The organism is Streptomyces sp. NBC_00358, from assembly GCF_036099295.1.
Lineage (GTDB): Bacteria > Actinomycetota > Actinomycetes > Streptomycetales > Streptomycetaceae > Streptomyces.
Genome location: NZ_CP107976.1, coordinates 1,942,069 through 1,962,748 on the forward strand (window position 1 = coordinate 1,942,069; position 20,680 = coordinate 1,962,748).

Sequence of the window (20,680 nt, forward strand, 5' to 3'; positions counted from 1 at the left end):
ACGGCCGACGCTCCGGACGGAGTCACGCTCGGACGTCACGCTCGCACGTCCCGCCCGGACGACACATCGGGCGCGCCCGGGACGACACCATGAACGACACGACCTGCGCGACACGACCTACACGAGAAGGTGCCTGACGTGGCCAAGGGCCGAAAGAACGGTCTCTACCGAGGAATCTCCGACGAGCTGTCCGCCCTGATGCGCACGGGCTGGGCCGACACCGAGCGGAACGATCTGCGGCCCGGCGAACAGGCCGCCCACGCGGCCCGCCGGCGCGCCGCGCTCTCCGCCCTCTTCCCCGGCGAGCGGCTGGTCGTCCCGTCCGGAGGTCTCAGGACCCGGTCGAACGACACGCACTATCCGTTCCGCCCGTACACGGGATACGTGCACCTGACGGGCGATCAGGCCCGGGACGGCGCGCTCGTGCTGGAGCCGCGCGCCGACGGCGGCCACGACGCGCACTGCTACCAGCTCCCCCGCGACAGCCGGGACAGCGACGAGTTCTGGACGGGCATGACGGCCGAGCTGTGGATGGGCCGCCGCCGGTCCCTCGCGGAGTCCGAGCAGGTTCTCGGACTGCCCTGCCGTGACATCCGTACGATCTCCGAGGACCTGGCGGACAGCGGCGTCCCGACCCGCGTCGTGCGCGGCCACGCACCCGCGGTCGAGGCGGCGCTCGTCACGGACGAGGACCGGGACGCCGAGCTGGAGGAGGCGCTGTCCGGGCTGCGACTGGTCAAGGACGCGTGGGAGATCGGCGAGCTGCGCCGCGCGGTGGACTCCACCGTCCGCGGATTCACCGATGTCGTACGGGAGCTGTCACAGGCGGTCGCCACCTCGGAGCGGTGGATCGAGGGCACCTTCTTCCGCCGTGCCCGTGTCGAGGGCAACGACGTCGGCTACGGCTCGATCTGCGCCGCCGGTGAACACGCCACGATCATGCACTGGACGGAGAACGACGGACCGGTCCGCCCCGGCGAACTGCTGCTGCTCGACGCGGGCGTGGAGACCCGCACGCTCTACACCGCCGACGTGACCCGCACCCTTCCGATCAGCGGCACGTTCACTCCGGTCCAGCGGAAGGTCTACGACGCCGTGTACGAGGCGCAGGAGGCGGGCATGGCGGCGGTGAAGCCGGGTGCCCGGTACCGCGACTTCCATGACGCCGCGCAGTGGTCGATGACCGAGCGGCTGGTGGCCTGGGGCTTCGTCGAAGGCCCGGTGGAGCGCGCGTTCGAACTCGGCCTGCAGCGCCGCTTCACCATGGCGGGCACCGGGCACATGCTCGGGCTCGACGTCCACGACTGCGCCCGCGCCCGCAACGAGGACTATGTCGGCGGGGTCCTGGAGCCGGGCATGGTCCTCACCGTCGAACCGGGCCTGTACTTCCAGCCGGACGACCTGAGCGTGCCCGAGGAATGGCGCGGCATCGGCGTCCGTATCGAGGACGACCTCGTGGTCACGGCGGACGGCTACGAGAACCTCTCGGACGCGCTTCCCCGCTCGGCCGACGAAGTCGAGGCGTGGATGCGGAAGTTCGCCGGATAGCACCTACAGCTCCCTCCGCCGGCCCGGGTCGCGGGCGGCAGCACCTGCCGGCCCTCGGCCCCGCCTTCCGGCTGGTGCGGCCCGTCGACCCCCGGCAGGCGGCGGTCTTCAGCGGGAACACGGCATGGCTCGACTTCGCATCCTGGGGAGACGACGGAGGATGGGCGGGCGCCATGCCGCCCGCCCTCCAGCCGTTGGAGTGGCTGGCTGACGTGGAGGAGGCGAGCGCGGTCTTCCGGCTGCCGCTGGCTCTCAACGGCCACGTTCCCCGCTTCCCCGTACAGTCGGTGGGGCAGGCGACCTCGCTGGCCTACGCACCCGAGGGGCCCCACGTCGTACTGGGTCAGGGCGCCGACGGCCGCGGCGGGACGTCGGCCCCGCTGGGCGTCGAACTCGAAGACCTGACACGGCACGCGCTGATCGTCGGCAGCAGCGGCTCCGGCAAGACCAACTCGACCCTGTCGCTGTGCCGCCAGCTCTGGGCCGACCACCGGATCCCGTTCACCGTCCTGGAGCCGGTGAACACCGATCTCGACGACTACCGGTGGCTCGCGACGCTGCCCGGATTCGAGGACATGCTGGTCCTCACCGCCGGTGACGAGAGCACGGCTCCCCTGCGGCTCAACCCGTTCGAGGTCCCGGCCGGGGTGAGGATCTCCACCCACGCGGGCAACCTGCTCGACTGCTTCGACGCGGCATTCGGTCTGTGGGACCCGTTGCCGTTCATCTACCGCACGGCACTGACCGAGGTCTACCGGCGCCAGGGCCTGGACATCACCGCGAAGGCGCGCGGCGACGAGGCGTGGCCGGTGCTCGCGGACTTCATCGCGGTCATGGAGGACGTGGTCGCCGGCTACGACTACGCGGGCGAGGCCAAGGCCAACATCATGGCCGCCTCCCGGCTGCGGGTGAAGTCCCTGGCCGAGGGAGCCTGTGGTCCGGTGCTCTCGGCACCGAGGTCGATGCCCGTCGACGAACTGCTGAACCGTCCGTTGGTGGTGGAACTGGCCGAGCTCGGGGACTCCCAGCAGCAGGCGCTGATGATGGCACTCCTCCTCAACTCGATGACCGAGCACTACAAGGTGCACCGCAAGTCGTCCGAGCTGGCGCATGTGACCCTCGTCGAGGAGGCCCACCGGCTGCTGCGCCGTCCGCAGGCCGGTGGCGCGGACGGGAAGGGGGACGCCACGGCCAGGGCCGCTGAGTCCTTCGCCAACACGCTCGCGGAGAACCGCAAGTACGGCGAGGGGCTGGTGGTGATCGAACAGGATCCCTCCAAGCTGATCCCCGACGCGTACAAGAACACCGCTCTCAAGGTGATCCACAAGCTCTCGGCGGAGGAGGACCGGCGGCTGATCGGCGACACCATGCTGCTCACCGACGATCAGCGGCATCACGCGGCCGTTCTGCCCAAGATGTCGGCGTACGTGGCTCACTCACGCATCGACCGTCCCGTACTGACGGAAGTACCGGACGTGCGGGCCGAGGACGCCTCTCAGCGCGGTCTCGCGCGCGCTCCGCTCGCCGGTCAGGACGAACTCGCGCGGAGGCACGCCCGCTGGGTGGCCTCCTCGCCCGTGGTGCGCGAATCGCTGCGGCCGCAGGCACCGTGCGGCTTCTGCCCCGTCGAGTGCTCTCTGCAGTATCCGGCGGAGCGGGCGACCGCGGCCGCCCCGGACGGGGGCTTCAAACAGCTGACGGCGGACGGGACGGCCGAGCGATTCGCGATCGGCTGGTGGAGCCGGCTGGTCGAGTATCTGGACCGTGCCGGGGACGCCGTACGCCCCCGGCACGTCCCGGACGGTGACGCCCACTGGCGGATCGCCCTGCTGCGCGCGCACCATGCCGCCGAGTACCCCACGGCACACGCGCCCCTGGCCGCCAAGTGGGTCCGCCTGCTCCGCCAGTATCTGGAGGGCCCGGCGAGACGGGCGGCACTCGACGGACACGGCGCAACCGAGCAAGTCAGGAGAGCGGACGATGGAGTGGTCCGGGGCGGTTGAGTCGGCAGAGCCGGCGGAGTCCGTGATCGAGTCCGCGGAGGAAACCCCGGAGCAGGCCGAGCTGCCGGACCTCTCGGACTTCGAGATCGAGATCATGGAGAGCTTCGCGGCCGAGACCGCGGTCGAGGCAGAAGCCGAGGTCGAGGTCGAGATTGAGATTGAGGTCGAAACAGAGGCCGAAGCCCAGATCGAAGCCGAGGCCGAAGCCGGAGCAGAGGTAGAGGTCGAAGTCGAGACGGAGGCCGGGACCGAGACGGAGGCCGGGACCGAGGCCAAGGCGGAGGCCAAAGCCGAGGCCAAGGCGGAAGCCGGGGCCGAGGCCGGGGACGGTCGAGGTGCTGAGGGCGGGGCGGGAGCGGAGTTGCCGGATCCCCTCGATCTCATGAACGGCGTCGAGTTCGAGTTCGGGATCAGCCTCTCGAAGGAGGGTGTGAAGCTTGAGGCCGGCGTCTCCGTGGAGGTGGCGGACGGAGTAAAGGCCGGGCTCTCCACGGAGATTCCGCTCGCGCCACCGCCCGGCAAACCCTGCTGACGCGGCTGGGCCACCAGCCGCGTCAGTGGACTCGCGTGCGTCAGCCCGTCGGCGGCGCGCTCGGGTTCTCCCTCAGATCCTGCTCTCGGTGGCCGTGTCCGCGGACAGCCGCTGGGCCGCGTAGATCGGGATCACCGAGAGCAGGACGAGCACCGCGGCCACGACGTTCACGACCGGGGCCTGCTGGGGCCTGGTCATGTTGTTGAAGATCCAGATCGGCAGGGTCTCGATGCCGGGACCGGCCGTGAACGTCGTGACGACGATCTCGTCGAAGGACAGCGCGAAGGCGAGAAGCCCGCCGGCCAGCAGCGCCGAGCGCACCAGCGGGAAGGTGACGTCGACGAAGGCGCGGAAGGTGTCCGCGCCGAGATCCATCGCGGCCTCCTCGTACGTGCCGGAGGTGCGGCGCAGTCGCGCGACCACGTTGTTGAAGACGACGACGATGCAGAAGGTCGCGTGGCCGACGATCACGGTGAACATGCCGAGGCCGACGCCGAGCGGTTGGAGCACCGTGCTGAACGCCGAGTTGAGCGCGACGCCCGTGACGATGCCGGGCAGCGCGATCGGCAGGACGACCACGAAGGAGACGGCGTCCCGGCCGAAGAAGCGGTGCCGGGCGACCGCGAAGGCGATCAGCGTGCCCAGGACCAGGGCGATGGCCGTGGCCCCGAGGCCCGCCTTGACGGAGACCCACAGTGCGGCGCGGGCGCCCTCGTTCTCCCCGGCGACCGACCACCAGTGGAAGGTGAGCCCGGACGGCGGCCAGCTCGCGCTGCGGTCCCGGTTGAAGGAGTTGACCAGGACGAGCGCGAGCGGCACGTAGATGAACGCGAAGCCGAGCCCTGCGGCGGCGCGCAGCGCGATGCGCGCGGAACGGGAGAGTTGCACAGCGGGCTCCTCAGAGACTGCTCAGGGCGCCCGTGCGGCGCATCGCGAGGAGGTACACCACGATGATCACGACGGGGACCGTGCCGAGCGCGGCGGCCATGGGCAGGTTCAGTTCGATGTTGGAGTAGACGACGTTGCCGATGAGCTGGGTCTTGCCGCCGACGATCTGCACGGTGATGTAGTCGCCGAGGCTGAGCGAGAAGGTGAAGACCGAGCCGGCGGCCACGGACGGCAGGATCACCGGCAGCACCACCGACCGGAAGGTGCGGCTCGCGCGGGCCCCCAGGTCCGCGGACGCGTCGAGCAGGTTGGCGGGCAGTTGCTCCAGCGCCGTGTGGATCGGCAGGATCATGTACGGCAGCCAGAGGTAGGTCAGCGCGATGACCGCCGCGGTCAGTCCGTAGCCGGGGCCGCTCAGCCCGAAGGGCTTCAACACCCAGTCGGCGAGGCCACCTTGGGACAGGATCAGCCGCCAGGCGTACACCTTGACGAGGTAACTCGCCCACAGCGGGGTGAGGATGGCGACGACGAGCAGCGGGCGGCGCCGGGGCTTGGCGATCCGGGCCGTGTAGAAGGCGATCGGGAAGGCGATCACCGCGCACAGGGCGGTGACCGCGAGGGCGACGCCGACGCTGCGCAGGATCACCTGGCGGTACACGGGCGTGGTGAAAAGCTGGTGGAAGTTGTCGGTGGACCAGATCTTCACGACCTCGGAGGTGAAGGAGTCCGTCGTCCAGAAGGCCGAGACGAACAGCACGGCCAGCGAGCCGAGATAGAGCACGACCAGCCAGAGCAGGGGTGCGGTCAGCAGCAGGGACAGCCGTAGCCGGGAGTGCCGGTGCAGTGTCCCGGCGAGCCGCCGGACGGGGGAGCGTCCGGCGGCCTGCGCGGTGGTGGTCATCGTTCGGTCAGCCCTTGATCTCGGTCCAGGCCTGGACCCACTTCGCGTACGGGACGCACTTGACGTCGGTGCGGCCGTCGAGGCACTGCTCGATGGGCGTGTTCCAGAACGCGATGTTCTTCCAGTAGCTCTCGTCGGTGGCGTGGAAGGTGTCGCAGAAGGTCTTGTCGCTGGTGTACCGGCACGCCAAGGCGTTGGAGGGGGCCTCACCGAAGTACTCGGCGACCTGGGCGTTCACCTTCGGCGAGATGATCCAGTCCATCCATTTGTAGGCGCAGTTGGGGTGCTTGGCCTTGGCGGAGACCATCCACGTGTCGGACCAGCCGGTGGAACCCTCCTTGGGCACGAAGGCCTTCACCTTGGCGCCCTCGTCGGCCGTGAGGTTCGCGATGACCTGCCAGGTGGTGCCGACCACGGAGTCGCCGCTCTTGAACGCGGAGATCTCCTTGAGGTAGTCGCTCCAGTACTCCCCCACGTTCGCGCTCTGCTTCTTCAGCAGGTCCACGGCGGCGTCGAACTGCTTCTGGTCGAGCGCGTAGGGGTCCTTGATCTTCAACTCGGGCCTGGCGGACTTCAGATAGAGCGCGGCGTCGGCGATGTAGATCGGCGAGTCGTACGCGGTGACGTGGCCCTTGTACGGCGAGGCGTCGTCGAAGACCGCGGACCAGGACGTGGGGGCGGGGTTGACCTTCTGGGTGTTGTACATCAGGAGGTTGGCGCCCCGGCCGTGCGGGATGCCGTACATCTGGCCGTGGACGGAGTTCCAGGCGCCCTTCTTCAGGCCGCTGAAGACGTCCTTGTAGTTCGGTACGAGGCCGGTGTTGACCGGGGCCGCGTCGCCCGAGGCGATGAGGCGCAGGGAGGCGTCACCGGAGGCGGAGACCGCGTCGTACTGGCCGGTCTTCATCAGCTTGACCATCTCGTCCGAGCTGGCGGCCACCTTGGAGTTGACCTGGCATCCGGTCTGCTTCTCGAAGTCGCTGACCCAGTCGACCTTGGGGTCGTCGGAGCCGTCCTCGACATAGCCGGCCCAGGCGATCAGGTTGACCTGTCCCTCGGTCTTGCCGAGCTTGGACTGCGCCTTGAGGTCGGGCGGGTTGAGGCCGGTGGACCCGGAGGAGCCACTGCCGGACGATCCGCAGGCGGTGGCCGCGAGGAGCACCGCGACGGCGGCGGCGGCCTTGAGAGTTGGGGTGAGGCGCACGGCGTACTCCATACGTGACGGGGGACTTGTCGGGAGAGTCAGCGGGGGTCGGGGACCTGGAAGGCGTGACGGCGGTGCCACCGGAGCCGGACCCGGGTGCCGCGCAGGGCGGCGACGTCCTCGGAGGAGGTCTCCAGGTTCTGCTGGAGCGCGGTGAGACGGCCGCCCGCGTCGAGGTCCACCAGGAAGCGGGTGGCGTCGCCCAGGTAGACGACCTCGGCGACGGTGCCGGCGGCGGTGGAGTGCTCCGCCTCGCCGTCCTGGGCGTCGGCCTCGGCGGACTCCTTCAGGACCCGGATCTTCTCGGGCCGGATGCTGTACGTGCCCGGGGCTCCGACGACCTGCTGCGCCGACTGGCCGTCGAGGAGGTTCGAGGTTCCGACGAAGCCCGCGACGAACGGCGTGGCGGGGCGCTCGTAGATCTCGGCCGGGGTGCCGACCTGTTCGATGCGGCCCTGGTGGAAGACGGCGATGCGGTCGCTCATCGTCAGGGCCTCCTCCTGGTCGTGGGTGACGAACACGAAGGTGATGCCGACCTCGCGCTGGATCGCCTTGAGTTCGACCTGCATCTGCTCGCGCAGCTTGAGGTCGAGGGCGCCGAGGGGCTCGTCGAGCAGCAGGACGCGGGGGCGGCCGACCAGGGCCCTGGCGAGGGCGACGCGCTGGCGCTGGCCTCCGGAGAGCTGGCCGGGGCGGCGTCGGCCGAACCCTTCCAGACGTACGTCGGCGAGCGCCTTGCGGGCCCGGACGAGCCGCTCGGCCTTCTTCACCTTGCGGACCTTGAGGCCGTAGGCGACGTTCTCCTCGACGGTCATGTGCGGGAACAGGGCGTAGTCCTGGAAGACGGTGTGCACGTCCCGTTCGAAGGGGGCGAGACCGGTGACCTCCTGGCCGGCCAGTTCGATCCGGCCCTCGGTCGGGCTCTCGAATCCGGCGATCATCCGCAGCACGGTCGTCTTGCCCGAGCCGGACGGGCCGAGCATCGAGAAGAACTCGCCGTCGGCTATCTCCAGATCGACTCCGGCCACGGCGGTCGTCTCGCCGAACGCCTTTCGCAGGCCCTGGAGCCGGATCGCCTTTGCCTCCATGGGCGGGGAACCTTTCTGGTGCGGAGGTACGTTTGCAACACTGACCGGAAAGATATGAAGTCATAGTTCAAACTTCAAGACCCCTTTAGAGTAAAGGTTGAGTCAACGCACAAGGTGGTGACCGTGAAGCAACACAGGGGCGACGGCGTTCGCAGAGCCGTCTTCACTCCCGTGGACAACCGCGCGCGCGTCGAGACGGTCGTACACCGGATCGGCGACGCCATCGAGCTCGGGCTGCTCGCCGACGGGGAGCAACTCCCCGGGGAGATGGAGCTGGCCGGGCAGCTCGGCGTGTCCACGGTCACCCTGCGCGAGGCCCTCATGGCCCTGCGGCAGCAGGGGCTGGTCACGACGCGGCGGGGGCGGGGCGGCGGCAGCTTCGTCTCCCTGCCCGAAGTCCCGGGCGAGGAGCGGCTGCTGGCGAGGCTGGCGAGCTGGAGCACGGAGGAGCTGCGCGACCTGGGCGACCACTGGGCGGCCCTGTCCGGGGCGGCCGCCCGGCTCGCGGCGCAGCGGACGGAACCGGACGACCTCAAGGCACTGCGGCGCACCCTGGACGACCTGGCGTCCGCCGAGGACGCGGCCGCCCGCAGCCGCGTCTACGGCCGCTTCCATGTCGAGCTCGCGGCGGCGGCGCAGTCCGCCCGGCTGACCCGTGAACAGGTCGTACTCCAGACCGAGGTGGGCGCGCTGATGTGCCTCGTGCTCGGAGACGACGAATATCGTGAAGAAGTCGCCGACCGTCACCGCTCCGTAATCTCGGCCGTGCAAGATGGTGCCCACGATTCGGCCAGAGCACTGGCCGAACGGTGCGTACAGGACTCGACGGCGCGGCTCATCACCCTCCGCCTCTCGATGCCGCGCGCCGTGTCAGGTCCGCGTCCACTGGAGGGCACCCATGAGCAGGAGCCCCGCTCCGGTCGGCGCGACGGCGACTCTTGACGCGACCCCCGGGGCGACGACCGCCGAGGCGGCCGTCGCGGCGCAGGTCCGCTGTGCGCTGGAGGCCGTCTTCGCCGCGGTCGCCGACACCCGGGCCGATACGACCGCACTGCTCACCCGCGTCGCCGCGCAGGGCCGCCGTCCCGCGACGGTGGACCTGGCGGCACTGCGCCCGGGGCTCCATCTGCGGCTCACCCGGCAGGAGTTGGTGTCGGGCGCCGGCTTCGTGGCGGCACCCGGCCTGCTCCGTGACGTACCGGCGTGGCTGGAATGGTGGCAGCAGGGCTCCGACGGGGGCGTACGGCCCCTGCTGCTCGACCTCGATCCGGCGCACTCCGCGTACTCCGACTACACGCACTGGGACTGGTTCGCGCTCCCCCGCGACACCGGGCAGCGCGCCGTGGCCGGACCGTACGTCGACTACCTCTGCTCCGACGAGTACAGCCTGACCCTGTCCGCGCCGGTCCATGTGGAGGACCGTTTCGTGGGGGTCGCCGCGGCCGACGTGTATCTGCGGCACTTCGAGGGCGCGGTCGTCCCGCTCCTCCAACGGCTGCCCGGGGCCGCCTACTTGGTGAACGCACGAGGCCGGGTGGCCGCGTCCGCCGACCCGGCGCACCTGGCCGGATCACTCACCAAGGGCCCGGACTTCGGGGCCGTGCTGGCGGCGGCCCGGCCCACGCGTCACGAGGGCCTGCGGCTCGTCCCCTGCGACGGCGTCCCCCTCGTCCTCGTCCTGCCCGCCGACTGAACACCAGGGACGCACCCGCACACGCACCCAGCCGGGAACACGACACCCGGCCACCCGAGTCGCCCGCGTGGCGCCGGCCGGGTCGGGGTGCGTCACACCGCGCGCAGCTCCGCCGCGCCGTTGCGGGTCTTGCGGGTCCTGCTCGGTCCGCCCCGGACCGGTCGGACCGCCTCGCGCAGTACCAGGGTCATCCGCGAGTAGCCCATGTCCCGGAGGGACTTGGGGGTGTCGTCGACGATCCGGCAGTCGGTGCTGCCCCAGCGCGGGTCGGGGTGCACCAACGGGCGAACGGCCCCGTCGTGCTCGACCGCGCGCGGTCCGACCGCTGCGATCCAGTGCGGCAGGCCGTGCCGATAGGCGGCGTCCATGATCGGGTCCAGGGCGATGTCCCGGCGGATCGCCTGGAGTCCGCGGTCCTGGCCGTTCCGCTCCACCGCCGCCGCGAAGTGCGCGAGCATCGGCAGACACCAACTCGACTCGTGCTCGCCGAGGATCGATCCCGCGTCCGGGTGGAACAGCACGAACCGAAGGAAGTTGTCGCCCGGCATGGCGGTCGGATGGGCGCCGACGCCGTCGAAAAGTGTCCGGAACGCGGCGTTGGACAGGACGACGTCCCAGCGGTGGTCGAAGACGACGGAGGGGAAGGTGACGGCCTCGATCAGCGTGGCGTAGTCCTGGAGGTACGCCTGCGCTTCGAGACTCTCGGGGACAGGTCGCGGCTGGGACCGCTGCCTTCCTGCCTGGTACGCCATCGGGAGGTCACCCCTCTTGCCTCTGCGGCCTTCACGCGGCGCCCCGATCCTGCTTCCCCGGGGACAGGCGTGTCAACTATCGTGGCATTCGGCGCTCGTTGACGGCTGAATCTCGCCACAGTTGTGGCGAGACCTGGATGTGAGTTCGAGGAACGGGCTACGCTCCGGTTGGCTCCCCGGTCTTGCAGCCGGGATGGTTTCTGACCTTCGTGTCCACATGGTTCCCGAACTTCGTGAGAGCCACCTGAGAGAGACGTAGGAGATCTGTCGGTGACGGATGGCTTCGAGGTTCCGTGCGCCACGGCGACGGTTCTGCTGCAGGCCGTCGTGGCCAGGGTCACCGCACTCGCCGACCGGCTCGGCGTACCGCACGCCGAGGTGTTCGACGTCCGACGGCTGTCGGGCGAGTCCGGCGTCCCCGAACCGGTGGTGAAGGCCCTGCTCAACGGCCGCCCCGCGGGGGAGCCCGACCTGCAGGCGCGGTTCCTGCAACGCCTGGACCTGCTGCGCCGCACCCGGCTCAAGCCCAACGGGCGCCGCTACACCCAGCAGGAGATCGCCGACGGCGCCGGCATGTCGCGCCAGCAGGCGGGCGCCCTCATCAACGGCGACCGGCGCCCGACCATGGAGCACTGCGACGCCATCCAGCGCTTCTTCCGGGTGCACGCCGGGTTCCTCACCGCCGAGGACTCCGAAGCGCTCGTGGGTGCCCTCCAACGCTCGGAACAAGAACTCCTGCAACGGCTCGCCGACCGCGAACGAGCGGCGGTCTCCGTAGCGCGCGACCCGCTGGAGCGGCTCCTCCTCGACCACGGCGTCCGCGGAATCGCCTGGCGTGCCGCGCAGTTGCCCACCGACCAGCACCGGGACAAGGTCGCCGAGTGGCTGGACATGCTTCTGGAGAGCGTCAAACGGCCAGAGTCGTGAGCCGGGGGAGATCAGTGGGCATCGGAAGGGAAATGCGCCGCCTGTGCGGCGAGTTGGTCTCGGAGCTCTCGTTGCCGGCACCGGCGGCACCCGCCGACCTCTACTCCGCGCTGTGCAGCGCGATGAGCACCCGCCGCGGCCGTCCCGTCCGGTTCCGTACGGCCGTCTTCCCGCCCGGCACCGCCAGCGGCCTGTGGCTCGACATGGCCGAACAGGACCTCGTCGTCATCGAGGAACGCACCGCGCCCGACCACCAGTTGGTGATCCTCGGCCACGAGCTGTGGCACATGCAGGCCGGGCACTGCACCCATCATGTCGACGGTGCGGCCGTCGCGGCACGCTTACTCAGCGACAGCGCGGACCTTCAGGCCACCGTCCTGAAGGTGGCCGCGCGGACCCGCTTCGACCTCGCCGACGAGCAGGAGGCCGAGAGTTTCGGACTCCTGCTCGCCAGCAAGTGCCGTACGTGGCTGGCCGGTTCGTCACTCCGCGGCCCGGTGCAGCGGCACGGTCTGGCCGGTCGCATCGAGGCGTCGCTCGGCTGTCACGGACCGCGGGACTGAAGGTCCCCGAGCCATGGACGGATCCAGCTACTACATCCCGGCCGTCGCCATGGGCGCCGCGATCGCCTTCAAGGGGCCCGCGCTGCTGCGTGGCTGGCGCGACCCGCTGCTGCGCTCCGTGGGCGTCCTGCTCGCCCTCGCCGGCCTGGTGTTCCTCTTCGCGGCCCCGCCGACGATCGCCGAGGTCAACGACCTCACGGGGATACCCAACTTCTCGGCACCCCTGGTCTACTGCCTGTTGAGCGCCTACAGCGCCTCCTGTCTCGTGCTGATCATCAACTGGCGGGGCGGACCGCCCGAGGAGACCCGTCGGCTGTCCCGGCGCTGGATCCTCGGGTACACCGTGGTGGGCGTCGCCCTGATCGTGCTGTTCGTCCTCGGGGACGCCCCCGTCGAGCGGCTGCGGGATCTCGACACCTACTACGCCAACACCCCCTTCATCCGCGAGATGATCGTGCTCTACCTCGGGTCGCTCACCGTCGCCGGTGTCGCGATGAACGTCATGTGCTGGCGCTGGGCGATCCAGGTACGCGGCCGGCTGCGCGCCGGACTGGTGATCATCGCGTTCGGATCGCTGTGCAACGTCCCCTATTCGGCGACCAAGTTCACCGCCGTGGTGGCCCGCTGGAACGGCGTGGACCTCGACGGCCTGAGCACCGATGTGGCACCCATGCTGGCCTCGGCCGGGGCCCAGATCACCGCGGTCGGGTTCTGCCTTCCGCTGGCCTGGCGGCGCATCGGGGACAGCTGGAACACCTGGTCCACGTACCGCAGGCTGGGGCCCTTGTGGCGCGAACTGAAGCCGGTCTCCTTGCCTGCGGACCGCGCGGTGCGGATCTCCTGGTGGGCGCCCGCCGAACTCCAGGTCACCCAGCGGGAATCCGACATCCATGACGGCATGCTGAGCCTCTACCCCTACTTCGACTCCGATGTGCGCACCCGGGCCTACTGCGCCGCGGTCACGGCGGGCTCCTCCCCCGCCGAGGCGCACGCCGAGGCGGACGCCGCGATGGTCACACGCGCGGTGCGGGCCAGGGCCGCCGACCCTGAAGGCCGCGTCATCAGCTCGGCGGAGACGGCCGCCGCGGCGCCCGCGACGCGATCCCCGTTCGGGCACAACGACGGTCCGCGCGACCTCGTGCGCATGTCCGTCGCCCTGCGCCGGTCACCCGTCGTCGCGGCCGCCCGGGGGCGGACGACGACCGGACCGGAGAAGGACGCCCGCGAGCCGGCGGGTTAGCCGTGACGGGCGCCGAGTGCCCTCAGGTCGCGCTGCGTTCGCTCGCCTCGCGCAGGTCCCGTTCCGCGGCACGGTTGCGGGCGGTGTCCGGTTGCCCCACCGCCGTACCGGGGCGCCCGGCGCGCAGCAGTTCCCGCCAGGTCTCACGGCTCCAGTCGGCCGGACTGGTGGTGGCCGTGAACTCCTGGACCAGGGCGAGGAATCGCGCCGGGTCGCTGTGGAAGGGGAAGTGGCCGGCCCCCTCGAAGATCTCCAGACGGCTGCCCGGCATCGCCGCGTGCGCCCCGTGCGCGTGCCGGACCGGCACCACGCTGTCCCGGTCCCCCCAGAGCAGCATGGTGGGCATGCCCTCGGTGAGATAGCAGCGGTCGAGCATGGTGACCGCCTGGCCGCGCCAGTCGACCACGGCCCGCAGGGTCCGGATGAACGCGCTGCGGGAGGTCGCGTCGGGCAGCGCGTCCACCAGGTTCACCAACTCCGGTGCGTCCTGGGCGAGATCGGTGTCGAGCAGGCGCATCAGCCGCAGGAAGAAGCCCACTTGGAAACGCATTCCGGGCAGCCGCAGGGTGGAGAGCATCAGATGGGCACCCGGCAGCGACACGGCGCGCAGGACGGGGTTGACCTCGCCCCCTACTCCGCCCGCGCTGACCAGGATCAGCCGCTCGGTTCGCTCGGGGAACTGGTAGGCGAACTGCATCGCCACTCCCCCGCCGAGGGAATGCCCGACCAGCGTGGCGGACTCGATGTCGAGCGTGGCCAGCAGATCGCGTACTCCGTTGGCGTAGGCGGCCACCGAGTAGTCGGCGCGCGGTTTGTCGGACGCGCCGTGGCCGAGCAGGTCGGGGGCGATCACGGTATGGGTGCGGGCCAGGTCGGGGATCAACTCCGCCCAGGTCGCGGAGGAGTCGCCTATGCCGTGGATCAGGACGAGCGCCGGTCCCTCACCGGCCATCCGGTAGGCGCGCCGGTAGCCGTGCACGACACGGTGGCGCAGACGCAGTTCTCCGTCACCGACCGAACGCAGCCGCGGGGTGCGCCGCGGCTGCCGGGGCTGTACGTCGACCACGGGCTGACCTCCCGTTCACAGGCCGCCGCGAAGGCGGCTCCCGAGCCGCCGGAATGACGGCTCCCGGGGCCCGCCGGCAGGCGGCCCCAGCTCTCGTCTCCAGCGTAGGGCCCCTGTTCCACAAGGGATTTCCGTGAGGTTTCGCCTCCGCTAAGCGGGCGAACCTCCACAGACCGAAACCGCATTGTCAGTGGCGGACGGCAAGCTGGGGTCAGGACCAGTGTCACGACCAGCCGACCCGGGAGAGCCGTCCGATGCCGACCGCCGTACTGACCGAACACGAACGCGCCGCCGTGCAGGCCTACCTCCGCCTCCTCCAGACGGTACGAGCGGCCTTCGACGGCCCACCGGACGGCCACCGACCACCCATGGTCCCGCCCGCCGTGCTCGCCGAGGCGGAGCGGGCCCTGAGGGCGGCGGGCCTCGCGGGCAACGAGGAGGCGTTCTTCGAGCTGCTGCGCTCCTGGTGCCCGGAGCCGGACTGGGGGTGAGTGCTGCCCCGCGTCCGTCGGCCGGGCCCGCGCCGGCCGACGGAGGCGAGCCCGGTGCCGTACGCACACGTTCGGGGAGGGTGGGGGGCGGCCGGAGGCTCCCCGGGGGAGCGCTACCGGTCGCTCATGTCGACGATCTCGACCTGGGGCGCGAAGGTCTCCATCGCCGATTCGAGACGGGCGCGGTCGAGGTCCCACATGTTGACGGGCCTGCTCGCCTGGACGATCTCGGCCGGAACGTGGGGAATCAGGGCCTCGTTGATGCGTCTGCGGCGGGGGCCGTACGGCTGGCCCGGAAGCTGCGGGGAGCCCTGTGGCCGGTGAAGGCCTATGTACGGCATGTCCGTCCGGCCCACGTGCTGCGTCCAGAGCACGACGGACGTGATGTCGCTCCACGGGACGACATCCGTCTTGAAGCCGACGTGAAGCGGGTTGCCGCCGAGAGTGACGCCCTCCTCGTCGATCCGGAGCGCGACTGCACGGGAAAGGGAGGCCGTGGTGAACACCAGGAGACCGAGCAGCCCGAACGAACCTGCGAATACGGCTATACCGAGCGATATGTTCGGAATGAAGGCACAACCGAGGAAGGCGAGGCTGATCAGGCTCAGGCGCACGGTTCGGCCGGTCCAGCCGAAGCGTGCTTCGTAGACGGCGGTTTCGGCGGTTTCGGAGTCCATCCGACGATGATCTCCGACAGGGCGTTCGGAGCGGAAGGGCCGGGCCGGCGCCCGCCGGGAATCCCTACGGCCGCCGCCGGGACCAGGGCACCTACCAGGAATGTCGGAACTCACGTCGGCGGGTGCCCAGTTGTGCACCCGCCGGCGTGGCTGTGCTTCGTCGTTCGCGTCGGAACTCCGGCTCCGGCCGGTCAGCAGGACGCGGGCGGGATGCTCTGCTCGTACTGGAAGACGTTACGGGGGTCGTACTGGGCCTTGACCCTGCGCAGCCGGTCGAAGTTGTCGCCCCAGTAGGCGGTTTCCCAGTCCTGCATTCCGATGTTCGGGACGTTGACGTAGGCGCCGTTCACGTAGGGCCGCAGCGCCTGGCTGAACTCGGCGATCCAGGCCTGGGCCTGCGGGGTGAGCTCGTCGCCGCTGCCCGCCTGTCCGCGCGTCCCCCAGCCCGCACCGGGCTCGGAGTAGAAGAGAGCGTCGCGGTGCGGGAACGCGGTGCCGCCGCGGGGGCTCCTACGGACCGCGCCGCCGAACGCCTGGGTGAAGAAGTTGCTGTCGTCCGTGGGCGCGTCGCGCATGAACGAGGCGATCACGCTGATCGCCTTCCTCGGGAACAGCTCGCTGCTGAACTGCGAGAAGAACTTCCAGTTCGCGGGCTCGTCCGCGGTCGGAATCTGGAATCCGGCATATACGTCGCCCCAGTTGCCGGCCTGAGCCGTGACCTCGGGCGTTCCCACCGACAGGATCGGGTCCAGTAGTTCCTTCGCCTCCGCCTCGGTTCCCTCCGCAAGGACCCCGAACAGCAGAATCTGCCCCCGGTGGATCTCGAGCTGGGTTCCGAGGCGGTCGTCGGCGCGCAGGGCGCTGTGCTGCCACGCCTCGAAGACCCTGTGCAGGTCCTTGATGCCGTCCCAGGTGGCCTGGACGTAGGCGACGCTCTTGAGCGGGGACGCCTTGTAGGTGAGCGACGTGACGATCCCGAAGTTCCCGTTTCCCGCCCCGCGGAGCGCCCAGAGCAGATCCTCGTGGTCCTTCAGGTCCGCGTGGATCACCTTGGCGCAGTCGTCACCCGCCGCGACGACGATCTCGGCGCCCACAAGGCTGTCGCAGGCCATGCCGAGGTAGCGGACGAGGAAGCCGAAGCCGCCGCCGAGAGTCGCGCCCGACAGGCCTACGGTGCCCTCCGTTCCGGTCGTCACCGCGAGGCCCTTCTTCGCGAGCGCGGTCACCGCTTCCGACTGGCTGAGCCCGGCGCCGACCTTCGCGATGCGCGTGACGGTGTCGATGTGGACGGACTTCAGCTCGCTGACGTCGATCACGAGGCCGTTGTCCACGTTCGACCAGCCCTCGAGGCTGTGGCCGCCGCTCCGCACGCGCAGCGCTACGTTGTGCTGCCTCGCCCAGGTCAGGGCGTTGACCACGTCCTGGGTCTCCTGGGCGTAGACGATGACCAGCGGGTAGTGGACGAAGAGCTCGTCCCAGCCGAGGCTCGCCTCCGCGTACCCGGGGTCGTCGGGACGGACGATCCGGCCCGTCAGCTTCGCCGGCCGGCATTTCATGCCTTCGGCCACGGCGGGGACGGCGCTCGCGCCCGGGGCCTCAGCGGCCGCGACGCCCGGGAGAACGACCGCCCCGGCACCCGCGGCGGCTGTCACCCTGAGCAGTCCACGACGAGAAAAGTCCTGCATGGTCCGTATCCTCTCGACCGAGCCACGCCAGAATTTGACAAAAAAGGCCTTGTCCGCCAACTGGCGCATTCGATCCCTTTTCGGTAATCGACGAGAGGCGCACAGTAACAACGAAGGTCCGTGACAGTGTTTACTGAAACGCCAGTTGAGGACGATGTCGATCATTCGACGGGGAAATATATGAATGGCCGCCAATTGACTCCGCTGAACGCCGATCCTCTAATTGAGAGGCCGCGTATCGTATTTCCCGAAGCGATAATGGGCCTTTTGTTTTACCCGCGGCCCGCGCCGTACGGGGCGGGCCCGATCGGGCTCCGAGCGAACGGACCGCCGACCACCGGCGGCCGACGGCCGGTTCAGTCCTGCGCCGCGGAGGGCGGACCGGACCGCGTGTGCGGCACCGTGATCGCCGTCGCGACCAGTCCGCGCCGGACCATCCACCGTCCGTCGAAGGCCGGGACTTGAACGCCGCCCACCACGGGTCCCGGTACGAGGAGTTGGGCGCGGAAGGTTCCGGAGAGGCCTGCGACGGGGGGTGCCGGGGCGAGGGAGATGTCGATGTCCGCCTCGGAGAAGTCCAGCCACCTGCCGGTGAGCGGGAACCACGCCTTGTAGACCGACTCCTTCGCGCTGAACAGCAGCCGGTCCCAGTGGACGGCGGGTTCCCGGGCGGCGAGGCGGTCGAGCCTGTCCGTCTCAGCGGGCAGGGCGACGGCGTCCAGGACGCCGTCCGGGAGCGCCAGATGGGGTTCGGCGTCGATGCCGAGGGAGGCCAGATCGGTGGCGCGGGCGAGTGCTGCGGCGCCGTAGCCCTCGCAGTGCGTCATGCTGCCGATGACGCCCGCCGGCCACTGCGGGGCGCCGCGCTCGCCCGGCAGCACGGGGCCCGGTGCCACACCCAGCTTCTTCATGGCCCGCCGGGCGCAGGCCCGCACGATGGTGAACTCGCGGCGCCGTTTCTCCACGGCGCGCTTCAGCAGCTCCCGCTCCTCGGGGTACAGGGTCGCGCCCTCGGCCCCGTCGTCACCGTGGTTCTCCACGGCCACGACCGACTCCGGAAGCAGCTCCTCCATCACCGGACTTGACCTCCATCGGCAGAATGCGGCGCAGCGTGCCGGGCGGTCCCGGTCGCTTGCGCCATTCCCGGGGATAGCCCACCGACACCTCTTCGAAGCGGACACCCTCGTGCCAGGTGGTCCGCGGGATATGCAGATGACCGTAGACCATGGTCTCGACGCGGAACCTGCGGTGCCAGTCGGCGGTCGCCCGGGTGCCGCACCACATGGCGAACTCGGGGTGCCACAGGACGTCCATCGGATGGCGGTCCAGCGGGTAGTGGTTCACCGGGATGACGGGCAGGCCGTCGGGGACTCCGGCGAGTCTGCGCTCGGTCTCGGCCACCCGGGCCCGGCACCAGGCCTCGCGGCTCGGGTAGGGGTCGGGGTGGAGCAGGTGCTCGTCCGCGCACACGATGCCGGTCCCCCGGGCGTACGCCAGCCCCTCCGCCTTGGTGGCACAGCCCTGCGGCAGGAACGAGTAGTCGTAGAGCAGGAAGAGCGGCGCGATGACGGCGGGGCCTCCCGGCCCGTTCCAGACGGGGTAGGGGTCCTCGGGGGTCGTGACGCCCAACTCCCGGCACAGGGCGACCAGATGCTCGTAGCGGGCTACTCCGCGCAGTTGGACGGGGTCCTTGGGATGCGTCCACAGCTCATGGTTCCCGGGGACCCAGACGACCTGGCGGAAACGGCCGCTGAGCGTCTCCAGGGTCCACCGGATGTCGTCGACGATCTCGCCGATGTCACCGGCCACCAGGAGCCAGTCGTCCTCCGACCCGGGGCGCATGTCCTCGACGAGGGCGCGGTTCTCGGGGTAGCCGACGTGCAGGTCACTGATGGCCAGCAGGTTGCCGGCTCCGCCGTCCGTCGGCCGCACGCGCGCCACCCCCCGTAGAAAGCGAATGCCGACACGAGACCACACGTGACCGCCGCCGGACAAGGAGGCTCCGGCGGGCGGGTCGGTGAATCCGTAACATCCCTGTAGCAGCACGGGGGTCCCGCGACCCTTATGATCGCCCCAACACCACCGCTCGAATCTGCTTTGGCGTGCGACGGCTCGGTGTACCTCCCCTACCCCTGGCCGGGCCCGGCCTGCTTCGCCGTGCCCGCAAACCGTGAAAGGTGGCTTGCATGGGCTCTCGCGTACGCGTCTGGCTCAACCGCACGTACGCGGAGAACGTGTTCTTCATGGATCAGCTGCGAAGCAATCCGCAGCACCGCGCGGTCGAGATCCATGCCACCCACGGCGACGCCGACTCTCCCGTACTGGCCGCCGCCGACACCGCCGAACCGGAGCCCGAGGGCCTGTCGCCGCGCGCCTATGTCGAGTTCGCGCTCGACATGTGCGCGCGCCGTTCCATCGACGTGTTCGTGCCGGTCCTGCACCAGGCGGCGATCGTGGCGCAGCGCGCCGAGTTCGCGGCGCTCGGTACGGCGCTGCTGGCGCCGCCGGCGGAGGCGGTCGCGGTCTTCCACGACAAGGCCACCGCGTACCAGGCCGTCGAGGCCGTGGGCATTCCGGTGCCCCCGTGGTGGCGGGTGCGCACGGAGGAAGAACTGGTCGCGGCGGTCGAAGAGCTGGAGGCCGCGGGTCAGCGAGCCTGCTTCAAGCCCGCGGCCGGAGCGGGCGGGGTGGGCTTCCGGGTGATCACCCGCACTCCCTTCTCGCTGATGCACCTCAACGGGTTCCCGAGCGCGTACGTGCCGATGGACCTGGTCGTGGAGGCGCTGCGCGCGGCCGACGAGCCGGTCGACTGGCTGGTGATGCCGCACCTCGGACAGCCGGAGGTGTCGGTGGACTGCCTCACCGGTCCTGACGGCCGAGTGCGCATGGCGATCGGCCGCACCAAGAACGGGCGGCGCCGCGGATTCACCCTCGACGACGCGTGGATCGAGCCCGCCCGGCTGCTCGCCGAGGCGTTCGGGCTGCACTATCTGTCGAACATCCAGTTCCGTATGTACGGTGACGAGCCGGTCCTGATGGACGTGAACACCCGTCCGGCGGGCGGACTGCACCAGATCGCCCAGTGCGGGGTGAACGCCCCTTGGGCGGCTGTGCAGTTGGCGCTCGGCGAGGAGACCGGCGAGGTGGTCCCGCCGTTCCTCGGACAGGACTACACGGTGGTCTCGGGGCCGCGTCCGGTGCGTCCGGTGTCGCTGCCCGCACCGCGGCCCGACGCGCCCGTGCCGACGCTGTCCGCGGTGCCCGCTCCGGTCGCGGAGACCGCCTCGGCGCTGTCCGCCCCGGTCGGGACGACCGTCTCCGCCGTCTCCGCCCAGGCGGCCACGGCCGCGAACGCGGCCATCGCACCCGCCTAGGGCGTGTTTCGAAAGTCCCGTCTGGCTCGCGACGCCTGGCACGGCACC

The 20,680-nt window shown here is 70.3% G+C and carries 20 protein-coding genes; 10 read left to right on the forward strand and 10 right to left on the reverse strand.

Annotated elements, in window-relative coordinates:
* Positions 1-138: 138 nt before the first annotated feature.
* The 3 genes from OHT01_RS08065 to OHT01_RS08075 all read left to right on the forward strand — a co-directional run bounded on the left by OHT01_RS08065 (position 139) and on the right by OHT01_RS08075 (position 4,083).
* Positions 139-1,548: an aminopeptidase P family protein gene (locus tag OHT01_RS08065; RefSeq protein ID WP_328552436.1), complete on the forward strand. Its 1,410-nt coding sequence runs from the start codon at positions 139-141 to the stop codon at positions 1,546-1,548.
* Between the two features lie 173 nt (positions 1,549-1,721).
* Entirely contained in the window at positions 1,722-3,551 is a 1,830-nt protein-coding gene (locus OHT01_RS08070; protein ID WP_328552437.1) for an ATP-binding protein, read from the forward strand.
* The gene (locus OHT01_RS08075) at positions 3,529-4,083 is read left to right on the forward strand and encodes a hypothetical protein (protein WP_328552438.1); all 555 of its coding nucleotides are present in this window, start codon (positions 3,529-3,531) and stop codon (positions 4,081-4,083) included. Before OHT01_RS08070 ends, OHT01_RS08075 begins: the two co-directional genes overlap by 23 nt.
* A 72-nt stretch (positions 4,084-4,155) precedes the next feature.
* On the opposite strand, the gene OHT01_RS08080 is transcribed toward OHT01_RS08075, so the two are convergent.
* Genes OHT01_RS08080 through OHT01_RS08095 form a run of 4 tightly spaced genes read right to left on the reverse strand, consistent with a single transcriptional unit; the run spans position 4,156 to position 8,164 of the window.
* A complete protein-coding gene (locus tag OHT01_RS08080; RefSeq protein ID WP_328552439.1) occupies positions 4,156-4,971 on the reverse strand; it encodes an ABC transporter permease in 816 nt (271 codons plus the stop codon).
* Between the two features lie 10 nt (positions 4,972-4,981).
* Positions 4,982-5,872 (reverse strand): ABC transporter permease, encoded by an 891-nt coding sequence (locus OHT01_RS08085; protein ID WP_328552440.1) that lies wholly within the window; start codon positions 5,870-5,872, stop codon positions 4,982-4,984.
* A gap of 7 nt (positions 5,873-5,879) precedes the next feature.
* The gene (locus OHT01_RS08090) at positions 5,880-7,088 is read right to left on the reverse strand and encodes an ABC transporter substrate-binding protein (protein WP_405915603.1); all 1,209 of its coding nucleotides are present in this window, start codon (positions 7,086-7,088) and stop codon (positions 5,880-5,882) included.
* Between the two features lie 26 nt (positions 7,089-7,114).
* The gene (locus tag OHT01_RS08095; RefSeq protein WP_328552442.1) at positions 7,115-8,164 is read right to left on the reverse strand and encodes an ABC transporter ATP-binding protein; all 1,050 of its coding nucleotides are present in this window, start codon (positions 8,162-8,164) and stop codon (positions 7,115-7,117) included.
* A gap of 123 nt (positions 8,165-8,287) precedes the next feature.
* Between OHT01_RS08095 and OHT01_RS08100 the strand changes: the two genes are divergently transcribed.
* Together OHT01_RS08100 and OHT01_RS08105 are read left to right on the forward strand one after the other, a co-directional pair.
* Positions 8,288-9,106, forward strand: coding sequence for a FadR/GntR family transcriptional regulator (locus OHT01_RS08100; RefSeq protein ID WP_328552443.1), 819 nt, complete (start codon positions 8,288-8,290; stop codon positions 9,104-9,106).
* Positions 9,063-9,857 (forward strand): PDC sensor domain-containing protein, encoded by a 795-nt coding sequence (locus OHT01_RS08105; RefSeq protein ID WP_328552444.1) that lies wholly within the window; start codon positions 9,063-9,065, stop codon positions 9,855-9,857. Before OHT01_RS08100 ends, OHT01_RS08105 begins: the two co-directional genes overlap by 44 nt.
* A 92-nt stretch (positions 9,858-9,949) precedes the next feature.
* Here OHT01_RS08105 and OHT01_RS08110 read toward each other — a convergent pair whose 3' ends face one another.
* Positions 9,950-10,609 (reverse strand): MmyB family transcriptional regulator, encoded by a 660-nt coding sequence (locus OHT01_RS08110; RefSeq protein ID WP_328552445.1) that lies wholly within the window; start codon positions 10,607-10,609, stop codon positions 9,950-9,952.
* Between the two features lie 270 nt (positions 10,610-10,879).
* Here OHT01_RS08110 and OHT01_RS08115 point away from each other — a divergent pair, with 270 nt between their 5' ends.
* The 3 genes from OHT01_RS08115 to OHT01_RS08125 are packed head-to-tail and all read left to right on the forward strand — an operon-like array spanning position 10,880 to position 13,339.
* Entirely contained in the window at positions 10,880-11,536 is a 657-nt protein-coding gene (locus OHT01_RS08115; protein WP_328552446.1) for a helix-turn-helix domain-containing protein, read from the forward strand.
* A gap of 32 nt (positions 11,537-11,568) precedes the next feature.
* Positions 11,569-12,099 (forward strand): toxin-antitoxin system, toxin component, encoded by a 531-nt coding sequence (locus OHT01_RS08120; protein WP_328558051.1) that lies wholly within the window; start codon positions 11,569-11,571, stop codon positions 12,097-12,099.
* Between the two features lie 13 nt (positions 12,100-12,112).
* Positions 12,113-13,339, forward strand: a complete 1,227-nt coding sequence (locus OHT01_RS08125; protein WP_328552447.1) for an MAB_1171c family putative transporter — start codon at positions 12,113-12,115, stop codon at positions 13,337-13,339.
* A 22-nt stretch (positions 13,340-13,361) separates the two neighbouring features.
* Here OHT01_RS08125 and OHT01_RS08130 read toward each other — a convergent pair whose 3' ends face one another.
* Positions 13,362-14,405, reverse strand: coding sequence for an alpha/beta fold hydrolase (locus tag OHT01_RS08130; RefSeq protein WP_328552448.1), 1,044 nt, complete (start codon positions 14,403-14,405; stop codon positions 13,362-13,364).
* A 254-nt stretch (positions 14,406-14,659) separates the two neighbouring features.
* Between OHT01_RS08130 and OHT01_RS08135 the strand changes: the two genes are divergently transcribed.
* Positions 14,660-14,896, forward strand: coding sequence for a hypothetical protein (locus OHT01_RS08135; RefSeq protein ID WP_328552449.1), 237 nt, complete (start codon positions 14,660-14,662; stop codon positions 14,894-14,896).
* Positions 14,897-15,009: 113 nt separating this feature from the next.
* Here OHT01_RS08135 and OHT01_RS08140 read toward each other — a convergent pair whose 3' ends face one another.
* The 4 genes from OHT01_RS08140 to OHT01_RS08155 form a co-directional block, all read right to left on the reverse strand.
* A complete protein-coding gene (locus OHT01_RS08140; protein WP_328552450.1) occupies positions 15,010-15,573 on the reverse strand; it encodes a hypothetical protein in 564 nt (187 codons plus the stop codon).
* Positions 15,574-15,764: 191 nt separating this feature from the next.
* Positions 15,765-17,258, reverse strand: coding sequence for an FAD-binding oxidoreductase (locus OHT01_RS08145; protein ID WP_328552451.1), 1,494 nt, complete (start codon positions 17,256-17,258; stop codon positions 15,765-15,767).
* Positions 17,259-17,614: 356 nt separating this feature from the next.
* Positions 17,615-18,334 (reverse strand): 4'-phosphopantetheinyl transferase family protein, encoded by a 720-nt coding sequence (locus OHT01_RS08150; protein ID WP_328552452.1) that lies wholly within the window; start codon positions 18,332-18,334, stop codon positions 17,615-17,617.
* Positions 18,282-19,190, reverse strand: a complete 909-nt coding sequence (locus tag OHT01_RS08155; RefSeq protein WP_328552453.1) for a metallophosphoesterase family protein — start codon at positions 19,188-19,190, stop codon at positions 18,282-18,284. Before OHT01_RS08155 ends, OHT01_RS08150 begins: the two co-directional genes overlap by 53 nt.
* A 254-nt stretch (positions 19,191-19,444) precedes the next feature.
* On the opposite strand from OHT01_RS08155, the gene OHT01_RS08160 reads away from it, so the two are divergent.
* Positions 19,445-20,632, forward strand: coding sequence for an ATP-grasp domain-containing protein (locus tag OHT01_RS08160; protein WP_328552454.1), 1,188 nt, complete (start codon positions 19,445-19,447; stop codon positions 20,630-20,632).
* Positions 20,633-20,680: the final 48 nt, after the last annotated feature.